The following is a 20471-nucleotide window of genomic DNA, read 5'->3' as shown; positions in this document are numbered from 1 at the left end:
CACAACATCGGCTAACACATGACAGCCACGCCCAGCACCCCTGGGCGTCCCGATCTTACGAATGATCCGAACAACCCATGAAGAAGGGTATGGAACACATGACGAAGGACGGCACGTCCTCGACCGATTCGAACTGGACCGGCATGGTGCCGGTCGACGACACGGCCCTGGCCGTCACCGACACCGGCGGTCCCGGCATCCCCGTGGTCTACCTCAACGGCCAGTTCGCCACCCAGGGGTACTGGCGGCGGGTCGTCGCCGACCTGGGGACGGGGTGGCGGCACATCACCTACGACGAGCGGGCGCGCGGCACGAAGTCGAAGCGTTCGGCCGACTACTCCTTCGAGGCCGCCGTCCGGGACGTCGATGCCGTCCTCGCGGCCAGGGGCGTGGACCGGGCGCTGCTGGTGGGCTGGTCCTACGGAGCGTTCGTCGGGGCGCACTGGGCCCGCCGGAATCCGGACCGTACCCTGGGCGCGGTCCTGGTCGACGGCGCGTACCCGTACGACTGGCTCGACGAGGCCATGGAGCAGCGGATCCGGAAGCTGTTCCGGCGGATGGGCTGGTTCACGCCGCTGCTGCGCCCGACGGGCCTGACCCCGCGGATGACCGCCGAACAGCAGGCGGACAGCAACATCGAGCTCGGCAGACTCTCCCGCGAGCGCGAGCTGGGCCCCGTGCTGGACGGCATCACCGTCCCGGTGCGGTACGTGGTCGCTTCGGGGGCATCCCTCGGAAGCCGCGGCGACGAACAGGAACGGATACGCACCAGCCTCGCCGCGGTGACCGACCGCAACGCGAACATCCGGATCAGCGCGAAGGTCGCCAGCAACCACGGTGCGATCCTGCGCAAGGACTTCCCTGCCATCGCCGATGCCGTACGCGAGGTCGCCGCCCTCGACCTCCGGGGGTGCTGAAGGCGCGACGGGCGGACCGGCGACAACTGCACGTGCCGGCCCGGCGGTGCTTCCCGGCCGACCCTGAGCGGGTTTCGGCCAGTACCCCGGCGGACGTCGGGGGTGGCTCCGTCCTGCGGGGGAGCCGGGGCCCAGGTGCGCCGGGTAGACAGGAGCTGTCCGGGTGGACGGTCCGCCGCAGCTGAAGCGGCCGGGCCACGGCCGGTCGGTGAACCCGGCCGGGAACGGGAGGGATCATGTCTGGGGCACGGTCAGGAAACGGGCTGCGCCGCGCGGGCCTGCGGGTGGCGATCGGGGTGATGGCGGGAGCCACCGCCGTCGGGGCGGTCGTACCGGCGGCGTTCGCGGCGGCCCCCGCCCCCGCACCGCTGCGGGCGGCGGCGCTGCCCGCAGCACCGGCAACGTCGGGCTGGGACAAGGAACTTCAGGACGCGCTCGACGACACGGTCGCCAACCGGGGCAGCTCCGCCGCGCTGGCCTCGGTCCGGGTGGACGGCCGTACGGCATGGAAGGGCTCGGCGGGGGTCTCCGACCTGGCGAGCGGCGCGCCGGTGGACGCCGACGGCGCCTTCCGGATCGGCAGCGTCACCAAGACCTTCGTCTCGACGGTGGTGCTCCAACTGGTCGCCGAACACAAGGTGCGCCTGGACGACCCGATCGAGCACTACCTCCCCGGGGTGGTCCCGAACGGGCAGCACATCACGGTCCGCCAACTCCTCAACCACACCAGCGGGATCTACAACTACACCGAGGACCCGCAGTTCGAGCTGAAGACCGACGCCGACCTCCAGCAGTGGCTGCGGACCGGCCGCTGGAAGACCTATCGGCCGAGGGAACTGGTGGACATCGCCACCGCCCACGCCCCCGGCTTCGCGCCCGGCACCGAGTGGTCGTACTCCAACACCAACTACGTGCTGGCCGGGATGCTCATCCAGCAGGTCACCGGCCGCAGCTGGGCGGACCAGGTCGAACGCCGGATCATCCGTCCCCTCGGCCTGCGGCACACCTTCATGCCCACCGACTCGGCCGCGATCCCCGGGCCGAACGCGCACGGCTACCTGAAGATGCCGTCCGGGCCGGTGGACATCACCCTGTTCAACCCCTCGGTCGCCTCCTCGGCCGGTGCCGGGATCTCCACCACCGCCGATCTCACCCGGTTCAACGCCGCCCTGCTCGGCGGGCGGCTGCTGCGTCCGGCCGAACTCGTGGAGATGAAGACGACCGTCCCCGCCGGCCCCGGCCTCGACTACGGCCTGGGCCTGATGAAGCTCCAGGGCACCTGTGGCGACCTCTGGGGCCACAACGGCAGTACGCCCGGCTTCCTGACGTTCGTCCTCGGCGATGCGGAAGGCCACCGCCAGGTCGCCCTCTCCCGCAACCCGTACGACCCGGCGTACGCGGGGCCGAGCGCGCAGGCCGTCAACCGCCTGCTGAACTCCGGCGGTTGCGGCACCACGGCGTCCGCAGCCGCCGCCGAAGCCGCCGCGTCCGCCGCAGCGGCTGTGGCGGCGCCGGGCGCGTTCCTGCGGTTCTGATCCCGTCCGGACCGCCGTGAGCCCACTGCCCCGGGCGCGGGGCAGTGGCGGCCGGTGGTCGTGCCCCCGCGCACCGCTCGGCCCTCGGTGCCGTCGGTGCCCTCCGCGCCGCCGATGCCCTCCGCGCCGCCGATGCCTTCCGCGCCGCGGACGCCCTCGGTGCCGTCAGCGCCGCGCGGCCGCCGGCAGGACGAGCACCGCGCTGCCGACCGCGCGCTCGCCGCCCGGGTCGGAGGGGCGGCCGACCAGGCCGGTGCGGGCGGTGTACATGGCCGAGGAACCGCCGCCGTCCAGGTTCATCGCGTCGACCGCGCCGAGGGCGCGCAGCACCTTGGCCTCCTCGTCCAGCGACAGGCCCTGGCTGTAGCCGGGGCGGCGGCCGTCGGCCTGGAGCAGGATGATCCGGCCGTTGCGGTCGGTGCCGATCGCGGTGCGCGGGTTGCGGCGGACGCCCCAGCCGTAGAAGTAGGACGGATCGCCGGGGTGGACCAGGCCGTCCGCGACCGGGCGGATGTCCGGGACGCCCCGGGAGAGGAGCTCGGGGCCCCCGCCGACCGCGGAGTCGTCCGGGCCGAACCGAACCCTCTGCCCCCGGCTGTCCGTCACCGAGGTCTGCACGGTCACGTGCCCTCCCACCGGGAGGCTGTCGGTGAGCCACGCGGCCTCGGTGCCGATCGCCTGCACGCCCGTGTCACCGGCCGGGACGGGCCTGCCGTCGCGCGGGCCGACCGACACCACGGCACCGGCGGGGCCGACGACCGCCTGGGTGCCGGGTCCGGCCGGGGGCGCGGAGCCGTACTCGGGGGTGAGGACGACCATCTCGTCCGCCTTGGTGCAGGTGACGTCCATCAGCGGCGCGGTGCTGGGCCGGTCGCCGGGCTGGCCGCAGTTGGGAATCAGGCCGGGGGTGCGGTTGAGGCCCGCCACGGGGTGGACGCCGCTCGGCAGGCGGAGCCCGACGGCCGTGGTGAGCTCGGCGAACTCGACCCGCCTGCCGCCGTCCCGCAGGATGGCGCTGATCCGGCCGTTGGTCGCCTCGTGCAGCAGCTTCCCGTGTTCGACCACGGTGCCGATCGACTGGCCGGGCGTGCCGGCGGCCGGGTCGATGACGAAGTACCCGCCGTTGACCGCCGCCAACGCACCGCCGGAAAGCGCCAGTTGGGAGGTGGTCCGGCGTCCGGTCTGGCCGGCGCCGTGGGACTCCTCGATCCGGCCCTCGAAACGGCGCGGGTCGATCACCAGCTCGTGCAGGACCCAGGGCCCGTCGGTCTGGGTCCGCTCGCCGCCGGTGAACATGCCGACGCCCTTGAAGCCGAGCGGCTTCAGCTGCCTGGCAGCCGCGTTGGCCGCCTCCTGGTCGCCGAAGCTGCCGATCCGGACCGTGAAGCCCTGCGAGCCCGCCGGGAGGTCCCGGTAGGCCGGGTTCTTCTCCTCGACCACCGACGGCCGGTAGCCCGCCTTCGCCAGCCGGGCCGCGACGGCGGTGGCCCCGGCCCTGGTGCCGAGGACGGACGCCGGGGCGTCGGGATCGGGCGAGGGCGGCAGCTCGCCGGTGGGGATCGCCACGTCCACCGTCCAGTGGTCGCCCGGTGCGACCCGGCCCCGGACGATCGTGGTCAGCGTCACCCCGTCGGCCAGTGCCTGCGTGGTGCGGGTCTCCGGCAGTCCCGCGGACCCCAGCGGCAGGCCGGCCGCCGCCCGGTCGGCCTGCGCCGCGCCCATGGTGAACGGTGCGACGACCGCGAGCAGTCCGGCGAGCGCCGCTGCCCGCGGACGAGTCCGTACGGCCATGTCTTCCCCTCCGATGCCCCTGCCGACGCCGTTCTCACGGCCTGACCGAAGCCTGACAACCCGCCGTTCCGTCCACCACCGCGTGCGGGTGAACGGCGCACCAGCGTTCGGTGTCGGCCGTCCGTACGTCCTGTCCCGCCGGGGATCTGCGTGCCCGTCCGGTCCGGCGCGGGGGACGGCTACCCCCGGGTGACCTGCAGCGAGTGGCAGGTCCAGGAGAGCTCCCGCTGCTGTGGACCGGGACGTGGGTGGTACGTGCCGTCGCTCACCGAGAGGTTCACGATCAGGTACGCCTGCCAGGACGATCCGACACCGCGGCGGTCGGCGAAGACGAGCGTGTCGTCGACGTACCAGAGGACCGAGCTCGCACCGAGCACCACCCGCAGGTCCACGGTGGCCCCGGGGGCCACCGCCCCGGTGGGGTCGGTCCAGTAGCGGTTGCCGTTGCGGACGTGGTTGGAGAGCTCCAGCAGGCCGGGGTTGTCCGGGTGGTACTCGAAGACGTCCACCTCGTTGTCGCCGTTGCGCCAGGTCCAGATCGCGGGCCAGGCGCCCAGGTCGACGGGCAGGGTGACCTGGGCCCAGAGGGTGTCGCCGGTGCGCACCTGGAAGGACTCCGGGCTGCCCTCGGTGGTCAGCAGGTTGCAGTCCCAGAGGCCGTCGGGGCGCGGCGTCGCGGTGAACCGGCCGTCGGGGCAGTACCGGTTGGTCAGGTAGTCCAGCTTGTGGTCGCCGCGGTTGGTCGGGCCCATCCGGGGATAGGCGCTGGAGCGCCCGGCGACCCACTGCTGCGCCGAGCCGAAGTCGGCCTGGAACACCACTTGGTGCGTGGTGAGCCCGGCCTCGTCCGGTCCGGTCTGCCCGACCCGGTCACCCGCGCCGTCCTGTCCGGACCACCGGGACCGCCAACTCCGCCACCATGACTGAACGTTTCGCCAGATTCGCACGGCTGTCACCTTCCGTGTTCGGGGATTCACGGTGGGTGGTGTACCCGGTGGCGGTGCGGTCGATGCGGACTCCGTCGGTCCGGACGGCCGGGCAGGCGCTGCGGCGAAACGGCTGTGACGGGAGGTGGTGAGGTGGAGGGCGGTGCGGCGGCGAGGCGTTGGCCGGGCGGTTGCGCTCCGGTCGGCGCGGGCCACCGGTCCCTCGGTCCGTCGGTGGCCCGGGCCGCCCTGTCGCCGCCTTCCGGCCGGCCTCCGGGCCTCCCGGCGCGGCTCAGCGCCCCGCGCTGCCCGTCTCCCCGGGCGACCGCCGCGCCGTCACCTCGATCTCGATCTTCATCCGTGGATCGGCCAGGCCGCAGACCATCATCGTGGCGGCAGGCCGGATCTCGCCGAAGCAGCGGCGCAGGACCGGCCAGCAGGGCTCGAAGTCCGCGCGGTCGGGCAGCAGGTAGTGGACCCGGACGACGTCGGCGAAGGAGCAGTCGGCCTCGGCCAGCGCCGCGCCGATGGTGCGCAGGCACTGTTCGGCCTGCTCCACCACGTCGTCGGAGATGGTCATGGTGCCGTAGTCGAATCCGGTGGTGCCGGAGACGTGCACCCAGTCCCCGTCCACCACGGCCCTGGCGTAGCCGATCTGCTCCTCGAAGGTCGAACCGCTCAGGATCGCGCGTCGCTCTGTCATGCCGTGAACGCTAGGAGGCTCCGCTGTCATACGTCCAATACTTCGGATCTGCCGATGTGATATCCCTGGCGCTATGGACCGCCCCGAGCTCGCGCTCCACCAGCTGCACGCCTTCGCGGTGCTCGCCGAGGAGCTCCACTTCGGCCGCGCCGCCGCCCGCCTCGGCATCGCGCAGCCACCACTGAGCCAGCAGATCCGGCGGCTGGAGGAACGGGTCGGGCATCCGCTCTTCGCCCGGGGCCCGCGCGGAGTCTCCCTGACCCCGGCCGGCCGGGAGCTGCTGCCGGCGGCGCGCCGCGCACTCGACGAGCTCGCCGCCGGACTGGACGCCGCCCGACGGATCGGCAGCGGTACGGCCGGCCGGCTCCGGGTCGGTTTCGCCGCCTCGCTGGCACTGACCGTGCTGCCCGCGCTGCTGCGCAGCTACCGTGAGCGGTACCCTCAAGTGGACCTGGAGATCCGGGAGATGACCACGGCACCGCAGGTGGTCGCCCTGCATGAAGGGGCGATCGACGTCGGTCTGCTCCGGGAGCCGCCGGCCGACCCCGACCTGGACACGCGGGTGATCCTCTCCGAGGGCTTCGTCGCCGTACTGCCGTCCGGCCATCCGCTGACGGCCCAACGCGCCGTACGCATCGAGCAGTTGGCGAAGGAGCCGTTCGTGCTGCTGCCGCGCGCCATCGGGCCGACGGTCCACGACCGGATCGTCGGCCTCTGCCGGGCGGCGGGATTCGAGCCGGTGATCGCCCAGCGCGCGGTGGAGTGGCAGACGGTCGCCGCCCTGGTGGAGGCGGGCCTCGGCGTCTCGCTCGCGCCCGCGAGCATCCGCCGGATCCGCCTCGGCGGTGTGGCGTACCGCAGGGTCGAACCGGACACCGCACGGACCACGGTGGCGATCGGCTGGCGCCGTGACGACCCGAATCCGCTGCTGCTGCACTTCCTCGAGGTCGCCCACGACTGCTTCGGGACCGGTTGACCCGGCACTGCGCCGCCCGTCTCCGGGCTGCAGGCCACTGCGCCGCCCGTCTCCGGACCGCAGGCCACCGCGCCGCCCGTCTCCGGACCGTCGGCCACCGCGCCACCCGTCTCCGGACCACATCGGCCCGGGTGCGGGAGGCCGGGATCGCCTACCTCGGGTCCGTCCGGTCGGCGCGGTCGGTGCGGTCGGCGCGGTCCACCGTCTCCAGCGCCTCGATCAGCGCGGCAAGCCCCTCCTCGGCCTCGCCGTCGGTCAGCGTGAGCGGCGGCGCCATCCGCAGTGCGTTGCCGTGCAGACCGCCCTTGCCGATCAGCAGACGGTGCTTCCTGGCCTCCTCCAGCACGGTCGCCGCCAGTGCCGGGCTCGGCTGTCCGGTCTCCGGGTCGACCATGTCGACCGCGAACATCAGGCCCTTGCCGCGGACCGCCCCGACGGTCGGGAGCTTCTCGGCCGCCGCGCGCAGGCCCGCGATGAGCCGGCCGCCGATCCGGTGGGCGTTGGCCTGGAGCTCGTGGTCCAGCAGGTAGTCGATGGTGGCGTTGGCGGCCGCCGTCGCCAGCGGGTTCCCGCCGAAGGTGGAGATGCCGTTGGCCGGGAGTCCGTCCATGAGGTCGCCCCGCGCGACCACGCCGCCGATCGCCAGGCCGTTCCCCAGCCCCTTCGCGAAGGTCATGGCGTCCGGCGTCACACCGTGGGCGCCGATGCCCCAGAACGTCTCCCCGGTGCGCCCCCATCCGGTCTGGACCTCGTCCGAGATCAGCAGGATCCCGTGCTCGTCCAGGACCTGCTTGTACTCCCGCAGCAGCCCGTCGGGCACGGCCGTGAACCCGCCGACGCCCTGGATCGGCTCGACCAGCAGACAGGCGACGTCGGTGGCGGTGGCGGTGGCGAGGCAGCTGCGCAGGTCCTCGACACAGAACCGTGCGTACTCCTGGTCCGACAGCTGCGGGAACCGCTCGCGGTCGGTGCCGTGCAGGTAGTGCACGTTCAGTGGGGAGAGCGAGGAGTTCTTCCAGCTCCGGCTCCCGGTGACGGCGGTCGCGGCGTACGAGCGGCCGTGGTAGCTGTTGCGCAGCGCGAGCACCTGGTCGGAGCGGCGGGCGTGGGTGGCCAGCAGCAGGGCCGTCTCGTTCGCCTCCGTACCGGAGTTGGTGAAGAAGACCTTGGCGTCCGGGATGCCGGAGAGCCGCGCGACCTTCTCCGCCAGCTCCACCTGGGAGCGGATCAGGTAGAGCGTGGAGGTGTGGACGACCCCCGTCCTCAGCCGGCGCTCCACCGCTTCGCGCACCTCGGGGATGTCGTACCCGAGCATGTTCGTGAGGATCCCGCCGAAGAAGTCGAGGTAGCTCACCCCGTCGGCGTCCTGAACGCGGCGTCCCCTGCCGCTCACGATCTCCAGGGGGCTGTCGTAGTAGAGCGCCAGCCAGGCCGGCAGGACTGCGCGATGCCGTTCCAACAGTTCCGACATGTCAGCTCTCGCTCTCCTCTCGGGCAGGCGAACCGACCGGTCGCCGAGCCGTGCCGCGATGTTACCTGCATCACACCGCCGATGTTGAGGTCTTTGCGGGAGCCGAGCGTGCGGGAGTCGCCGTGCGGGAGCCGGGCGTGCGGGAGTCGAGCGTGCGGAGGTCAGCCGCGGTGGTGGCGCGGCACGGTGAAGTCCCGCAGCAGGGCCGCCCCCGGCGCCAACCGGGCCCAGGGTGCGTCGAGTTCCAGTACGGCCAGCGCACAGGTGGGGAACTTCTCGCGGACCCGCTCCAGGCTGTCACCGACTGCCGAACCTGCGAGCACCGACGTCAGCTCCTGCACGGCGGGCTGGTGTCCGACCAGCAACACGGTGTGTGCCGCTGCGGGTACTGCGCGCAGCACGTCGGCGAGTTCCCCGGCCTGCGCGCCGTACAGCCGCCCGTCGTACTCCGTGGCGGGCGCGGCCGCCCAGCGCGCCGCGACCAGTTCCCAGGTCTCGCGGGTGCGCCGGGCCGGCGAGCACAGCACCAGATCGGGCAGCAGGCCGAGCGCGCACAGCCGGTCGCCGACCTCGGCCGCGTTGCGGCGGCCGCGCGGCGCCAACGGCCGGTCGCCGTCCGGCACATCGGCGGGCCAGGCGGACTTGCCGTGCCGCAGCACGAGCAGCCGTGGTGGCCCGTGCTCACTCCCACCTCGTCCCGGCATCGGGCCGTACCTCCCGCGTGGACAGTGCCGTACCTTCATCGTCGGTCCGGCAGGGCGTGGATCCGTGCAACCGTCGGTCCGTGGAACAGCGCCGCGCTGCCACCACGGCACCGGGCCGCACCCCCATCCTGGGCCCCGGCCGGCCCGCACGGCCAGGCCCCGGCCCGGGTGCGCGTACGGTCACCCGCCGATCGCGGTGAGCGTCCCCCACAGTGCAACGGTGGCGGCGAGCACGGTGGCCGGCGTGGTGAGCAGCCCGAGGCGGGTGAAGTCGCCGAGGGTCGGGTCGGTGCCGTGGTCGCGCAGCACACGCCGCCAGAGCAGGGTCGCCAGCGAACCGACGTAGGTGAGGTTGGGACCGAGGTTGACCCCGATCAGCGCGGCCAGCACGGGCCCGGCCCCGCCGGGGGCGACGATCGGCAGCAGGGCCAGGATCGCGGGCAGGTTGTTGATCAGATTGGCCAGGACGGCGGCCAGTGCGGCGACGGCCAGCAGTGCGGGCAGGCCGTCCCCGCGCGGCACGAGACGACCGGCTCCGGCGGCCAGGCCGTTGTCGACCACGGCCCTGACCACGATGCCGAGCGCGAGGACGAACAGGCAGAACAGCGGACCGGCCGCGCCGAGGAGTCCGGGCACGGTCGTGCGCCGCTGCCCCAGCGCCCGTACGCCCAGGACCACCGCCCCGGCCAGCGCCGCCCAGGCCGGATTCACCCCGGCGAAGGAGGTCACCGCGAACCCGGCCAGAGTGGCCGTCAGTACCGCGAGGGTGAACACCGGCACCTCGGGGCGGTCGACGGCCTCCGGTGCGGCCGGTGCGGCGACCGCGAGATCGGCGCGGAAGTACCGGCGGAAGACCAGGTACTCGATCCCGATCGCCACCAGCCAGGCCGGGCCCATCAGCGCGGCGAAGCGGGTGAAGGTCAGGCCGCTGGCGGTGAACGCCAGCAGATTGGTGAGGTTCGAGACGGGTAGCAGCAGCGAGGCGGAGTTCGACAGGTGTGCGCAGGCGTACACGTGGGGCCGGGCCCGGACCCCGACCCGCGCGGCGGTGGCGAAGACCACCGGCGTCAGCAGGACGACGGTGGCGTCCAGGCTCAGTACCGCGGTGATCAGCGCGGCGATCAGGAAGACACCGCCCAGCAGGCGGGTCGGCTGCCCGCCGCACAGCCGCGCGACCGCGTCCCCGGCAGCGGTGAACAGCCCTTCGTCGGCGCACAGCTGCGCCAGCACCAGGACGGCGGCCAGGAAGCCGACGACCGGCAGCAGCTCCCGGGTCTGGTTCCAGGCCTCGGCGGGGGAGAGCGCGCCGGTCGCCACCACGACGGCGGCGGCCGGGACCGCGGCAGCGGCCTCGGGCCACCCGCGCGGCCTGGCGACGGCGAAGGTCAGCACTGCCAGCAGCAGCACGACGGAGAGGATCTCGGCGGCGACGGTGCTCAGAACTGCTCCCTGCGGACGGCGGTGGATCCCGTTGATCCTTGCAGAGCGGTCGGAGCTGTCGGTGGGTCACCGGGTCGCGGGGTGACGGCCTGCCATTCCTCGCGCTCCGCCGCCGTTACTTGTGCCCCGCCGTGACGGTTCGCCACTCGCTGTGTCCTGCCCCAAGATTGTGTCAGGATCTGGTCAATCGGGCATTTTGGGGAAAGTCATTAAACCTTCATATTTTCTCCTGTTTCCGGTTGTGTTCGCCCGTGTCGAGGATGAGTATGGATTGAAGGGGAAGGCTTCGAAAGAAGGTTTGATCATGGCATTCCTCGGACAATTCATCTCGTTCGGCCGTGACGGTGGCGGTGGCTACGGCGGTGGCGGCGGATACGGCGGCGGATACGGCGGAGGAGGATACGGCGGAGGATACGGTCGCGGAGACTACGGCGGTTATGGCGGCTACGGCCGTGGAGACGACTGGGGCGGCGACGACTGGGGCCACGGTGGCTACGGTCGCGGAGACTACGGCGGTTATGGCGGCTACGGCCGTGGAGACGGGTGCTGGTGAGTATCCGACTGTGTGAGTGCGGGCCGGGCATTCGTGCCCGGCCTTGCTGTTCCGGGCATCGCTGTTCCGGCGGCGTTCCGGGCGGTGGAGAACAATCGGGCTCGGGGACGAGCGAGAAGACCGTGTGAGATGACGAGGAAACGCACCGTGCGGTCGGTCGTGCGGCGGTTGCTCACCGTCGCCGACACGTCCGATGTGGTTGCCGCCGCGCCACCCGTTCCCCTTCGGGACATCTTCCGGCGTTTCTGGCCGTACACCAGGGGAGGCCGCCGCTGGCTGGCGGTGCTGCTGGCTCTGGTGGTGGCCGGTCCGGTGGTCGAGGCGGCCGAGATCTGGCTGTTCAAAATAGTGATCGACGACATGCTCATTCCGCACGATCTGAGCCTGTTCCCGCCGATCGCCCTTGCCTTCGCGGGATTGACCCTGATCTCCGGTGTGCTGGCCTTCTCCGGCAGAGTGATCTCCACCTGGGTCAGCGAGCGCTTCCTGCTGAGCCTGCGGTCGGACGTGTTCCGGCACATCCAGGGGCTGTCGCTGGGCTTCTTCGAACGCCGTCGGCTCGGCGACGTCCTGTCCCGGGTGACCGGTGACGTCGACGCGGTCGAGACCTTCCTGCTCTCCGGGATCGTCAGCGCCCTCGCCCAGGTGGCACGGCTGGGAATCTACGTCGGCCTGCTGCTCGTGCTGCGCTGGGACCTCACGCTGGTCGCGCTGATCGCCGCGCCGATGTTCTTCTTCACCGCCCGCCGCTTCGCACGGCTGATCAGGGACGCCTCCCGGGAACGCCGGCGGCGCAGCGGATCGATCAGCGCGGTCACCGAGGAGACGCTCGGCAACATCGCGCTGGTCCAGGCGTACAACCGGCAGGACTGGGAGCACGCCCGGTTCCAGCGCGAGAGCGTCGGCCGGTACCACGCGGCGATGGCCTCGACCCGGATCGGAGCGCTGTACGGACCGACCGTCGACTTCATCGAACTGACCGGCGGCATGGTGGTGATGGGCCTCGGAACCTGGGAGCTCGTGCACGGGCGGCTCTCGCTGGGTGGGCTGATGGTCTTTCTCGCACTGCTGAGCAGGCTCTACGGTCCGATCCAGGGCATGTCCGGGCTCGGCAACACGTTCTACTCCGCCTCCGCCTCGGCCGAGCGGATCATCGAACTGCTCGACCAGCGCCCGCAGGTGACCGAGTCCGAGCACCCCCGGACGCTCGGCCGCGCCCGGGGCGGCGTCGAGTTCGACGGTGTCTGCTTCCGCTATCCGGAGGTCGACCGGCCCGCGCTGTCGGGTGTGTCGTTCAAGGTGGCACCGGGGGAGACCCTGGCGCTGGTGGGAGCGAGCGGTGCGGGCAAGTCGACCGCCGCCAAGCTGCTGCTGCGCTTCTACGACCCGGTCGACGGGGCGGTACGGCTCGACGGGCTCGACATCCGTGAACTGACCCTCGCGGAGCTGCGCGAGAACGTCGCGGTGGTCCTCCAGGAGACGCTGGTCTTCCACGGCACCGTCCGGGAGAACATCGCCTACGGACGCCCCGGGGCGAGCGAGGCCGAGATCCGCGCCGCGGCGCGGGCGGCGGACGCCCACGATTTCATCGGCCGACTCCCGGAGGGCTACGACACCGTGGTCGGCCAGCGCGGCCGACTGCTCTCCGGCGGACAGCGCCAGCGGCTCGCCATCGCCCGCGCGATGATCCGGGACGCCCCCGTCCTGGTCCTCGACGAACCCACCACGGGACTGGACGCCGAGTCGTCCCGGCGGATCATGGGTCCGCTGCGTCTGCTGATGGCCGGACGCACGACGATCATCATCTCGCACAACCTGCTGACGGTGCGCGACGCCAACCAGATCGTCCTGCTCGAACACGGACGGGTCGCCGCCCACGGCACCCACCACGAGCTGCTCGCCCGCAGCCCGGCCTACGCCTACCTCAACCGGCTGCACCGCCCACCGGGCGAGTCCGTCGAGATCCTCCCCTGAACCGAGATCCTCCCCTGAACCGCGTCCGAGGAGGGCCGGTGCCCAGCCGCCGGACGGACCGCAGCCGCCGCGCCCCGGGCGGCTCGGCACACCGCTCGCGGATCCGGCGTCGCGAGCGCAGCGTGGAAGGTGCCCCCGAGTGCAGTGAGGTGGTTCAGTGTGGACGCGAACGACTCGGCCCCCCGCATCGTGGTGGGTGTCGACGGATCGCCTTCGTCGGGTGCCGCGTTGCGCTGGGCCGTCCGGCAGGCCGAGTTGATCGGCGGGACCGTGGACGCCGTGGGTGCCTGGGAGCCCCCGGTGGCGTACGGGTGGTCGGCGCCTGTGGTCGACACCAGTCTCGACGAGGAGGCCGCGCGCCGGATGTTCACCACCGAGCTGCGCGAAGTGCTCGGGGACGACTGCCCGGTGAAGCTGAAAGGGCGTCTGGTGCTGGGTCACCCGGCCGCCGTGCTGCTCGAAGCGGCGAACGGTGCCGAGCTCCTGGTGGTGGGCAACCGCGGCCGGGGCGGCTTCGTCCGGGCGATGCTGGGCTCGGTGAGTCAGCAGTGCGCGCTCCACGCGACCTGCCCGGTGGTGATCGTCCGCCCGGACTGAGCGGCCGGGGGCGCGTGCGGCCGGGAGCCCGCCCCGGACGGAGTCCCCGGGCACCGGATCCCCGCACCGAGCCGCCGCACCCGATCCCGCTGTCGTCGCCGTCGCCGTCGCCGTCGCCGTCGCCGTCGCTGCCGCTGGCGCCCCGAATCCGTGCGCACCGGCAGATGGAGCCGAACGGCCCAAGCGCCGCAGACCGGATCGGCCGCACGATGGGTGTGAGGGCATCCGCCTCACCGCGTACAAGCGAGGAGCCCGCGATCATGTACTGGTACGACCATGGAACGAACGGCTGGGGTTTCGGCCTGATGGCCATCAGCATGGTGCTCTTCTGGGCACTGATCGTCCTCGGGATCGTCGCCCTGGTCCGCTACCTCGGCCGGGCGCAGCAGCATCCCACCGCCTGGCCGCAGAGCCGGCCACCCGGCCGGCCCGAGCCGGAGCAGTTGCTCGCCGAGCGCTTCGCCAGGGGCGAGATCGACGCGGACGAGTACCGCCACCGCCTGGAAGTCCTGCGATCCGGATCAGGGCCGACTGCAGGCTGACCCGACCAACCAGGAGACCGCCATGGCCGCCATGTCCCTGGACACCGCCGCACTGGAGAAGCTCGTCGCCGCCGCGGTGGCCGCCCCGTCCATTCACAACACCCAGCCCTGGCACTACCGCCTGCGCTCGGGGACGGGCACCCTCGAAGTCCGTTCCGTGCCCGAACGGTCACTGCCGGCCATCGACCCCGACGGACGGGCCCTGCACATCTCGGTCGGCGCGGCGGTGCTCAACCTCCGCACCGCTGCCCGTCACCTCGGCTGGGCGCCGGAGGTGCGCCTGCTGCCCGACCCGGCCGAGCCCGAACTGCTGGCCACCGTCCGACTGGCGGAGCCGTCCCAGGCGCAGCCGCCGGGCACGGCCGAACTGTACGAGGCGATCCGGCACCGGCACACCGTCCGCACGCCGTTCGGCGGCCCGCCGGTCCCCGCCGAGGTGCGCGGCGAGCTCGTCGAGGCCGCGCACGCGGAGCAGGCGGTGCTCTACTTCCCCGACCGGAAGGAGACGGCGAGGCTGCTCCACCTCACCTCCGAGGCCGAGCGCCGCAGCACCACCGACCCCGTGCGCCGCAGCGAGAGCCGCAACTGGATCCAGGGGCCGGCCGGCGGCCCGTTCGGCATCCCGGCCTCCTCCCTCGGGCCGCAGGACACCTCCGGACGCATGCCGATGCGGGACTACGCCGGCCTCCGGCCCGCCGAGCACCTGCGCCCCGAAACCTTCGAGGCCGAGCCGTGCGTCGCGGTGCTCGCCACCGAGCGCGACCGGCGGGAGGACTGGCTGCGCGCCGGGCTGGCGCTGGAGAACGTGCTGCTGACGGCGACCGTGCACCGGGTCCGGGCCTCCCTGCTGCACCAGGCCATGGAGTGGCCCTACCTGCGCTGGGAGGCCCGCGATCCGCACCTGGGCCCGGAGTACGTCCAGATCCTGATCCGTCTCGGCCACGGGCCGGAGGGTGAGCCGACCCCCCGGCTGCCGCTCTCCGAGGTGCTGGACGTCGACGGCGGCTGACGCGCCCGGCCGCCGGATCGCACGGGTCCCGACGGGTGGGTCCCGCTGGCGGAGCAGAGCGAGGGCCCGGCCCGTGGCGCGCATCGGCTTCCTGGAGAACCCTTGACGTGGAAGGGCGAGGGCACGGCCGTGCCGCCCGCCCGACGTCCGAGGGAGTAGTCGGAAACATGACGGCGTTCACGTGCCGCGGACCGGGCCGGGGCCGGTCACCCACCGCTTCGGGCCCGGCGGGCTCCCGGACGCCTGCGGCGTCGTCGCGGCCGCCCGGACCGGACCGTGCCCCTGGAGGCAGTCGCCGAAGGCTGCCCCCGAGGGGCGCCCTCTTCCGGCATCCGACCGCACCTCACCGCACACCCGAGGGAGAAGCCACCGTGAACGACAACGCCCAGCCCGCCGCCGCACAGCGGCCCGATCCGGGCGCCATCGCGCGGCGCATCGCCGATCGGTGCGCCCAACTCGGCCTGACGGAGGATACGTTGGCGAGGAACGCCGCGATGGCACCCGGCTACCTGCGGCATCTGATCGAGGTGGGGCCCGGCTTCGACCCCGGCGGGTTCGTCCGTGTCGCCGCGGCACTTCACCTGACGTACCGGGAGCTGCTCGAAGGGCGCACCGACGCTCCGCCGGGGCAGACCGGGGCGGCGCCCCGGCCGGTCCTCGTCCATCTCACCGAGCCGGAGTGCTGGGAGAAGCTCGGCACCCACGGCATCGGCCGGATCGCCCTGCCCGTCCGGCCGGGGCCCGCGGTGTTCCCCGTGAACTACACGGTCGACGCCGGAACGGTCGTCTACCGCACGGATCCACAGGGCGGAGCGGCCCCCGGGGCCGGCGCCGAGGTGTCCTTCCAGGCGGACCACATCGACGACCACCTGAGCCAGGGCTGGAGTGTCCTCATCGTCGGTACGGCGCAGCACGTCGACGACCCCGAGACCGTCCAGCGCCTCGCCCAGCTGCCGGGCACGGAACCATGGGCCGGTGGCAGCCGCCCGCTGTGGATCCGGATCCGGCCCGAACAGGTCACCGGCCGCCGCATCGGCACCATGTGAGCCGCCGCCGCCCCCCGCCGCTGTCCCCGCTCCCGCGCGTCCGGGCGCCGCCCCCGCGCGTCCGGCCGCCGCCGGACCGGGGCGGCGCCGAAGGCGGCCTCGCGGCCTCGCCACAGGGCACGGGACCGCGACGGCCGCCTCCGGCGGGCGCTGATCGTCAGGCCATGGACGGCCCGGCCGTGGCGTTCAGCCAGGCCCAGTCGGACCAGGTGCTGAATCCGGTCTGCCACCTGTGGTGGACGCTGGCGGCGCTGGTGCCGAACACCTCGATCCGGCCGTCCTGATCGTTGGCCGCGGTGATCCCGGTGCCGCCGGTGCCGAACGTCTCCGGTGCCGACCAGTCGCCGTTCACGGCCGTCTGCCAGATGTGGGTGGCAGTGCTGCTGTTGATGGCGAACACCTCGACCCGGCCGTCGGCCGAACGGGCGGAGGAGAGCTCGGAGTCGGCCGTGCCGCCGTTGGTGCCGGTCCAGTCCGACCACGTGGTGGGGCCGGTCTGCCAGCGGTGGAACAGGCCGGTGCCGTTGGAGGCGAACACCTCGATCCGGCCGTCGGCGTCGTGATCGACCGTCAGGCCGTGCCCGCCGCCGCCGAAGTTCTCCCACGCCGACCAGCCGCCGTTGACCGCGGTCTGGTACAGGTGGCCGAACGTGGTGTCCGACAGTGCGAACACCTCCAGCCGGCCGTCGGGCGCGTTCTCCATCTGCAGCCTGGAGTCGGCCGGCCCACCGACCCCGGTCCAGCCGGCGAAGGCGCTGTTGGGTGCGGTCTGCCAGGTGTGGAACAGGCCGGCGCCGCTGGAGGCGAACACCTCGATCCGGCCGTCGGCGTTGCTGCCGGCTGCGATGCGGTACCCGCCGCCGCCGAGGCCGGCCCAGGCCGACCAGTCGGCGTTCGGCGCGTTCTGCCACATGTGGTCCAACTCGGCCCCGTTCACCGCGAACACCTCCAGCCGGCCGTCCTGGTTCGGGGCCATCGCCAGCTGGGCGTTGGCCGGTCCGCCCACCTTGACCCAGTCCGACCAGTTGCCGTTGACCGCCGTCTGCCAGGCGTGCCAGACGCCGTCCGGGCCCGCGGCGAACGTCTCCAGCCGGCCGTCCGCGTCGCGGCCGGACACCACGCGGCCGGACGGGTACGGATGCGGCTTGGCGGCACTGTCCTCGATGACGTTGTCGTAACGGCGGGCGCTGTAGGAGCTGTTGGGGTGCCCGTCGAGGTAGGAGTCGTTGATGTTGGCCGTCAGGTGCCGGACCGGCGTCGATCCGAAGCTGTAGTAGGAGAAGCCGCCGTCGGCGTCGAGCCACCGGTCGAAGATGAACACGTGGTCGCTGTAGTTGTCCATGATGTCGCCGGGGCGCAGGTCGCTGCGCGCGATGGCGTACGAGTAGGTGTCCGACAGCGATCCGGTCCAGGCGTTGGCGCCCAGGTGCCAGGCCATCGAGACGTAGCCCGAGCAGTCGCGGCGGTAGTCGAAGTCGCCGCCGGGGCCGGGTGAGTAGGCGGTCTGGTCGTAGGGGCCCGGCTGGTTGTCGACCCAGTACTGGGCCCGGGAGAGGATCTCGCTGCGGGTGATCCGGCCGCCGAGGGCCGAGGCGGCGGACGCGGTGCCGGCGGACGCGAGCCCGGTGCCCGCCAGGGCGAGGAGGAGGGTCACGGCCATCAGCAGAACGCGGGCCGCCTCTCCCGGCGCCCGCCGCAGGGGGCGGGGGCGGGGGCGGGAACGGGGGGACGTTGACATCTCGGTCTCGACTGCTCCTCTCGAACGGGTCACGGGCCGGTCCAGGCGGCGCCGCCGAAGGTGCCGTCGCCGTTCCAGGCGCTCCAGCCGCCGTTGGGCGTGGTCTGCCAGATGTGCGAGATGTTCGCGCCGCCGGGTGCGAGGGCGAACACCTCCATGCGCCCGTCGGCGTTGTGGCTGACGTTCACGGTCGCGGCCGCGCCGCCGAACGAACCGTTCCAGTTGCCCCAGCCGGCCGAGGGTGCGACCTGTTCGCGGACCGCGACGGAGTTGCCGTCGGGGCCGAGGACGAAGACCGCCATGCGGCCGTCGGCTTCGTGGCCGATCACCGGGACGCCGCCGGCCGGTCCGCCGAAGGGCCCGTTGCCGTCGCCGTTCCAGGCGCTCCAGCTGCCGTTGGGCGCGGTCTGCCAGATGTGCGAGATCGAGCCGTGGTCGGGTGCGAGGGCGAACACCTCCATCCGGCCGTCCGCGTTCTGACCGACCGTCAGGCCACTGGCCGCGCCGCCGAACGAGCCGTTCCAGTTGCCCCAGCCGGCCGAGGGTGCGACCTGTTCGCGGACCGCGACGGAGTTGCCGTCGGGGCCGAGGACGAAGACCGCCATGCGGCCGTCGGCTTCGTGGCCGATCACCGGGACGCCGCCGGCCGGTCCGCCGAAGGGCCCGTTGCCGTCGCCGTTCCAGGCGCTCCAGCTGCCGTTGGGCGCGGTCTGCCAGATGTGCGAGATCGAGCCGTGGTCGGGTGCGAGGGCGAACACCTCCATCCGGCCGTCCGCGTTCTGACCGACCGCCAGACCGGACGCGGGCCCGCCGAAGCCGGTGTCCCAGGTGCTCCAGCCGCCGTTGGGCGCGGTCTGCCAGATGTGCAGGACGGTGTTCCTGCCGGCGCCCAGGACGAACAGCTCCAGACGTCCGTCGGGGTCCCTGCCGACGACCGGCAGGCCGCCGACCGGACCGCCGAGCCGCCGCCACCCGCCCCAGCCGCCGGACGGCGCCGACTGCTCGCGGTAGTACAGCCCCTGCTGGTCCGGGGAGACCGCGAAGGCGATCATCGCGCCGTTCGCCTCCCGGCCGACCGCCGGGTTCTGGCGGCCGTCGCCGAAGTCGTCCCAGCCGCCGCCCGGGGCAGCCGACCGGACGTCGAGGTAGTCGGAGTCGATGTTGAGGGTCACACCGCCGTGGGTCTCGTCATGGCCGCCGGCGTACTGGTGGATCCGCTGGTGGTCCGCCCACTCGTTGTCCGGGATTCCCGGATCCGAGGTGCTGGTGCTGCCGCTGCCGGGCCAGGACGCGAAGTCGATGACGTCCGGCATCGCCCCCGGGGTGTAGGTGGCGACGAGGTCGGAGATCGTGCTGCTGACACTGCCGTACACACCCGACAGGTAGCCCCGGGCGTGCAGTTCCGTGGTCCAGGCGGACAGGTAGCCCAGGACCGTGCTCGAGTACGACGGCGAGTACTGCTCGGAGTCCAGGTAGACCGGGGTGCCTGCGGGGAAGCCGAGGGCGGACAGCTGCGCGATCGCGTCGTCGGCGTCGGCGGCGCCCTGGGACGCCGACGGGATCGTGGCGCAGCCGCCGCAGGCGCCGGGGGCCTGGTAGCCGACGTACAGCGGGAAGAAGTGCCAGCCAGCGGCGGCCTGTTGGGCGACCCAGTCGGAGGTCAGGTTCGGCTGGTTGCAGGTGCGGTTGACACCGCCGATGTAGATGCCGATGGCACCGAAGGGCGAGGACCTCATCCAGCTGTCCATGGCGGACGGGCTCGGAGCCTCGCACGGATCGAAGCCCTGGCCGTTGAAGTCGGTGCTGCTCCGCCCAACCGCGGCGGCCCGTACCGCGGAGGCCGCTGCGGGAGCGGTCGGGGCGAGGGCCTTCGGCGGTGTCCGACCGGGCTTCGGCAGGCCGGCGCTGTCGAGGACCGCCTGCACGGCCGGCCGGTCGGTGCCGTAGGTCGCGGTGACGGTGAACGCCGCTGTGGTGACGGTGATTTCGTGGGAGGCGCGGTTCTCCCGGGCGTCGGGCGCCGCGCCGGGACCGGACGGCTGGACCAGGATCGCCTCACTGCGTCCCAGCAGGTGGGACGGGCAGTTCTGGTTGCTGCCGGAGCGGCCCAGGTAGACGGCGTGCCGGTCGAACCGCACGCAGGTGTCCGGCGCCCGGTCCAGGTCGATCACCGGCCAGGACGCCGGGACCCGGAACCTCGCGCCCTGGTACCGGACGGTCTTGCCGTCGCTGCCCGTGGACGCGGTTGCCGGATCGGCCGCCGCGAGGCCGGCGAACAGGAGGACCAGTACGCCCGTCAGCGTTCTGGCCAGTACCCCTGATTTCATGCGGACTTCCTTCGGTCTGGACGTCGCGGGGGGTCGGTACGCCGGGGCAGCCGACCCGTGCGCGGGCCGGGCCACGGGTCGATGCCGTCGGACTGCGGCACCCGGCAGGCGCCCCGGGGTCCGCCGTCGGCTGACGTGCCGTCGAGTGCGGCGGTCGGCACCCATCGTGGTGTTCGTGCCGGTCGGCGGACCAGGCCACGGACCGGCCAAATACGGCCGGGT

Annotated in this window: 17 protein-coding genes; 9 read left to right on the top strand and 8 right to left on the bottom strand. The window is 72.9% G+C overall.

Annotated features, from left to right (window positions below; all coding sequences use genetic code 11):
- The first annotated feature begins 89 nt into the window (after window positions 1-89).
- Both ACFC1R_RS20065 and ACFC1R_RS20060 read left to right on the top strand, forming a co-directional pair.
- Window positions 90-917, top strand: a complete 828-nt coding sequence (locus tag ACFC1R_RS20065) for an alpha/beta fold hydrolase (protein ID WP_375940340.1) — start codon at window positions 90-92, stop codon at window positions 915-917.
- Window positions 918-1153: 236 nt separating this feature from the next.
- Window positions 1154-2452 carry a serine hydrolase domain-containing protein gene (locus ACFC1R_RS20060; protein ID WP_375940338.1) on the top strand — a complete coding sequence of 433 codons (1299 nt, stop codon included), beginning with the start codon at window positions 1154-1156 and terminating at the stop codon, window positions 2450-2452.
- A 165-nt stretch (window positions 2453-2617) separates the two neighbouring features.
- Here ACFC1R_RS20060 and ACFC1R_RS20055 read toward each other — a convergent pair whose 3' ends face one another.
- The 3 genes from ACFC1R_RS20055 to ACFC1R_RS20045 form a co-directional block, all read right to left on the bottom strand.
- Window positions 2618-4243 carry a phosphodiester glycosidase family protein gene (locus ACFC1R_RS20055; RefSeq protein WP_375940336.1) on the bottom strand — a complete coding sequence of 542 codons (1626 nt, stop codon included), beginning with the start codon at window positions 4241-4243 and terminating at the stop codon, window positions 2618-2620.
- Between the two features lie 179 nt (window positions 4244-4422).
- The gene (locus ACFC1R_RS20050; RefSeq protein WP_375940357.1) at window positions 4423-5064 is read right to left on the bottom strand and encodes a beta-glucanase; all 642 of its coding nucleotides are present in this window, start codon (window positions 5062-5064) and stop codon (window positions 4423-4425) included.
- A gap of 397 nt (window positions 5065-5461) precedes the next feature.
- Entirely contained in the window at window positions 5462-5872 is a 411-nt protein-coding gene (locus ACFC1R_RS20045; RefSeq protein WP_375940334.1) for a RidA family protein, read from the bottom strand.
- 73 nt (window positions 5873-5945) lie between these two features.
- Here ACFC1R_RS20045 and ACFC1R_RS20040 point away from each other — a divergent pair, with 73 nt between their 5' ends.
- Entirely contained in the window at window positions 5946-6848 is a 903-nt protein-coding gene (locus ACFC1R_RS20040) for a LysR family transcriptional regulator (protein WP_375940332.1), read from the top strand.
- A 151-nt stretch (window positions 6849-6999) separates the two neighbouring features.
- Here the strand turns inward: ACFC1R_RS20040 and ACFC1R_RS20035 are convergent, their stop codons facing one another.
- The 3 genes from ACFC1R_RS20035 to ACFC1R_RS20025 all read right to left on the bottom strand — a co-directional run bounded on the left by ACFC1R_RS20035 (window position 7000) and on the right by ACFC1R_RS20025 (window position 10463).
- Entirely contained in the window at window positions 7000-8319 is a 1320-nt protein-coding gene (locus ACFC1R_RS20035) for an aspartate aminotransferase family protein (RefSeq protein ID WP_375940330.1), read from the bottom strand.
- Between the two features lie 161 nt (window positions 8320-8480).
- Window positions 8481-9023 carry a histidine phosphatase family protein gene (locus ACFC1R_RS20030; protein WP_375940328.1) on the bottom strand — a complete coding sequence of 181 codons (543 nt, stop codon included), beginning with the start codon at window positions 9021-9023 and terminating at the stop codon, window positions 8481-8483.
- 180 nt (window positions 9024-9203) lie between these two features.
- Window positions 9204-10463, bottom strand: a complete 1260-nt coding sequence (locus tag ACFC1R_RS20025; RefSeq protein ID WP_375940355.1) for an SLC13 family permease — start codon at window positions 10461-10463, stop codon at window positions 9204-9206.
- A gap of 151 nt (window positions 10464-10614) precedes the next feature.
- On the opposite strand from ACFC1R_RS20025, the gene ACFC1R_RS20020 reads away from it, so the two are divergent.
- The 6 genes from ACFC1R_RS20020 (at window position 10615) to ACFC1R_RS19995 (ending at window position 16184) form a co-directional block, all read left to right on the top strand.
- Complete coding sequence (locus ACFC1R_RS20020; RefSeq protein ID WP_375940326.1) at window positions 10615-11016, top strand: hypothetical protein; 402 nt, start codon at window positions 10615-10617, stop codon at window positions 11014-11016.
- 129 nt (window positions 11017-11145) lie between these two features.
- Entirely contained in the window at window positions 11146-12990 is a 1845-nt protein-coding gene (locus tag ACFC1R_RS20015) for an ABC transporter ATP-binding protein (protein WP_375940324.1), read from the top strand.
- Window positions 12991-13149: 159 nt separating this feature from the next.
- Complete coding sequence (locus tag ACFC1R_RS20010; protein ID WP_375940322.1) at window positions 13150-13587, top strand: universal stress protein; 438 nt, start codon at window positions 13150-13152, stop codon at window positions 13585-13587.
- Window positions 13588-13847: 260 nt separating this feature from the next.
- Window positions 13848-14129, top strand: a complete 282-nt coding sequence (locus ACFC1R_RS20005; protein WP_375940320.1) for an SHOCT domain-containing protein — start codon at window positions 13848-13850, stop codon at window positions 14127-14129.
- A 22-nt stretch (window positions 14130-14151) separates the two neighbouring features.
- On the top strand, window positions 14152-15138 hold the full coding sequence (locus ACFC1R_RS20000) for an Acg family FMN-binding oxidoreductase (RefSeq protein WP_375940318.1): 987 nt from the start codon (window positions 14152-14154) through the stop codon (window positions 15136-15138).
- A gap of 371 nt (window positions 15139-15509) precedes the next feature.
- The gene (locus tag ACFC1R_RS19995; RefSeq protein ID WP_375940317.1) at window positions 15510-16184 is read left to right on the top strand and encodes a pyridoxamine 5'-phosphate oxidase family protein; all 675 of its coding nucleotides are present in this window, start codon (window positions 15510-15512) and stop codon (window positions 16182-16184) included.
- 157 nt (window positions 16185-16341) lie between these two features.
- Here ACFC1R_RS19995 and ACFC1R_RS19990 read toward each other — a convergent pair whose 3' ends face one another.
- On the bottom strand, window positions 16342-17838 hold the full coding sequence (locus tag ACFC1R_RS19990; RefSeq protein ID WP_375940315.1) for a hypothetical protein: 1497 nt from the start codon (window positions 17836-17838) through the stop codon (window positions 16342-16344).
- A gap of 113 nt (window positions 17839-17951) precedes the next feature.
- Window positions 17952-20249, bottom strand: coding sequence for a glycoside hydrolase domain-containing protein (locus ACFC1R_RS19985; RefSeq protein WP_375940313.1), 2298 nt, complete (start codon window positions 20247-20249; stop codon window positions 17952-17954).
- Window positions 20250-20471: the final 222 nt, after the last annotated feature.

It is taken from the genome of Kitasatospora sp. NPDC056138, from assembly GCF_042264695.1.
In the GTDB taxonomy this organism is placed as follows: Bacteria; Actinomycetota; Actinomycetes; order Streptomycetales; family Streptomycetaceae; genus Kitasatospora.
Note: the sequence above shows the minus strand (reverse complement) of the source record. Positions and strands in the feature narration are given on the sequence as shown.

Coding starts and splice junctions, on each gene's coding strand:
- ACFC1R_RS20065 (WP_375940340.1), top strand. CDS start 90: ATGGAACACATGACGAAGGACGGCACGTCCTCGACCGATTCGAACTGG.
- ACFC1R_RS20060 (WP_375940338.1), top strand. CDS start 1,154: ATGTCTGGGGCACGGTCAGGAAACGGGCTGCGCCGCGCGGGCCTGCGG.
- ACFC1R_RS20055 (WP_375940336.1), bottom strand. CDS start 4,243: ATGGCCGTACGGACTCGTCCGCGGGCAGCGGCGCTCGCCGGACTGCTC.
- ACFC1R_RS20045 (WP_375940334.1), bottom strand. CDS start 5,872: ATGACAGAGCGACGCGCGATCCTGAGCGGTTCGACCTTCGAGGAGCAG.
- ACFC1R_RS20040 (WP_375940332.1), top strand. CDS start 5,946: ATGGACCGCCCCGAGCTCGCGCTCCACCAGCTGCACGCCTTCGCGGTG.
- ACFC1R_RS20035 (WP_375940330.1), bottom strand. CDS start 8,319: ATGTCGGAACTGTTGGAACGGCATCGCGCAGTCCTGCCGGCCTGGCTG.
- ACFC1R_RS20030 (WP_375940328.1), bottom strand. CDS start 9,023: ATGCCGGGACGAGGTGGGAGTGAGCACGGGCCACCACGGCTGCTCGTG.
- ACFC1R_RS20015 (WP_375940324.1), top strand. CDS start 11,146: ATGACGAGGAAACGCACCGTGCGGTCGGTCGTGCGGCGGTTGCTCACC.
- ACFC1R_RS20005 (WP_375940320.1), top strand. CDS start 13,848: ATGTACTGGTACGACCATGGAACGAACGGCTGGGGTTTCGGCCTGATG.
- ACFC1R_RS20000 (WP_375940318.1), top strand. CDS start 14,152: ATGGCCGCCATGTCCCTGGACACCGCCGCACTGGAGAAGCTCGTCGCC.
- ACFC1R_RS19985 (WP_375940313.1), bottom strand. CDS start 20,249: ATGAAATCAGGGGTACTGGCCAGAACGCTGACGGGCGTACTGGTCCTC.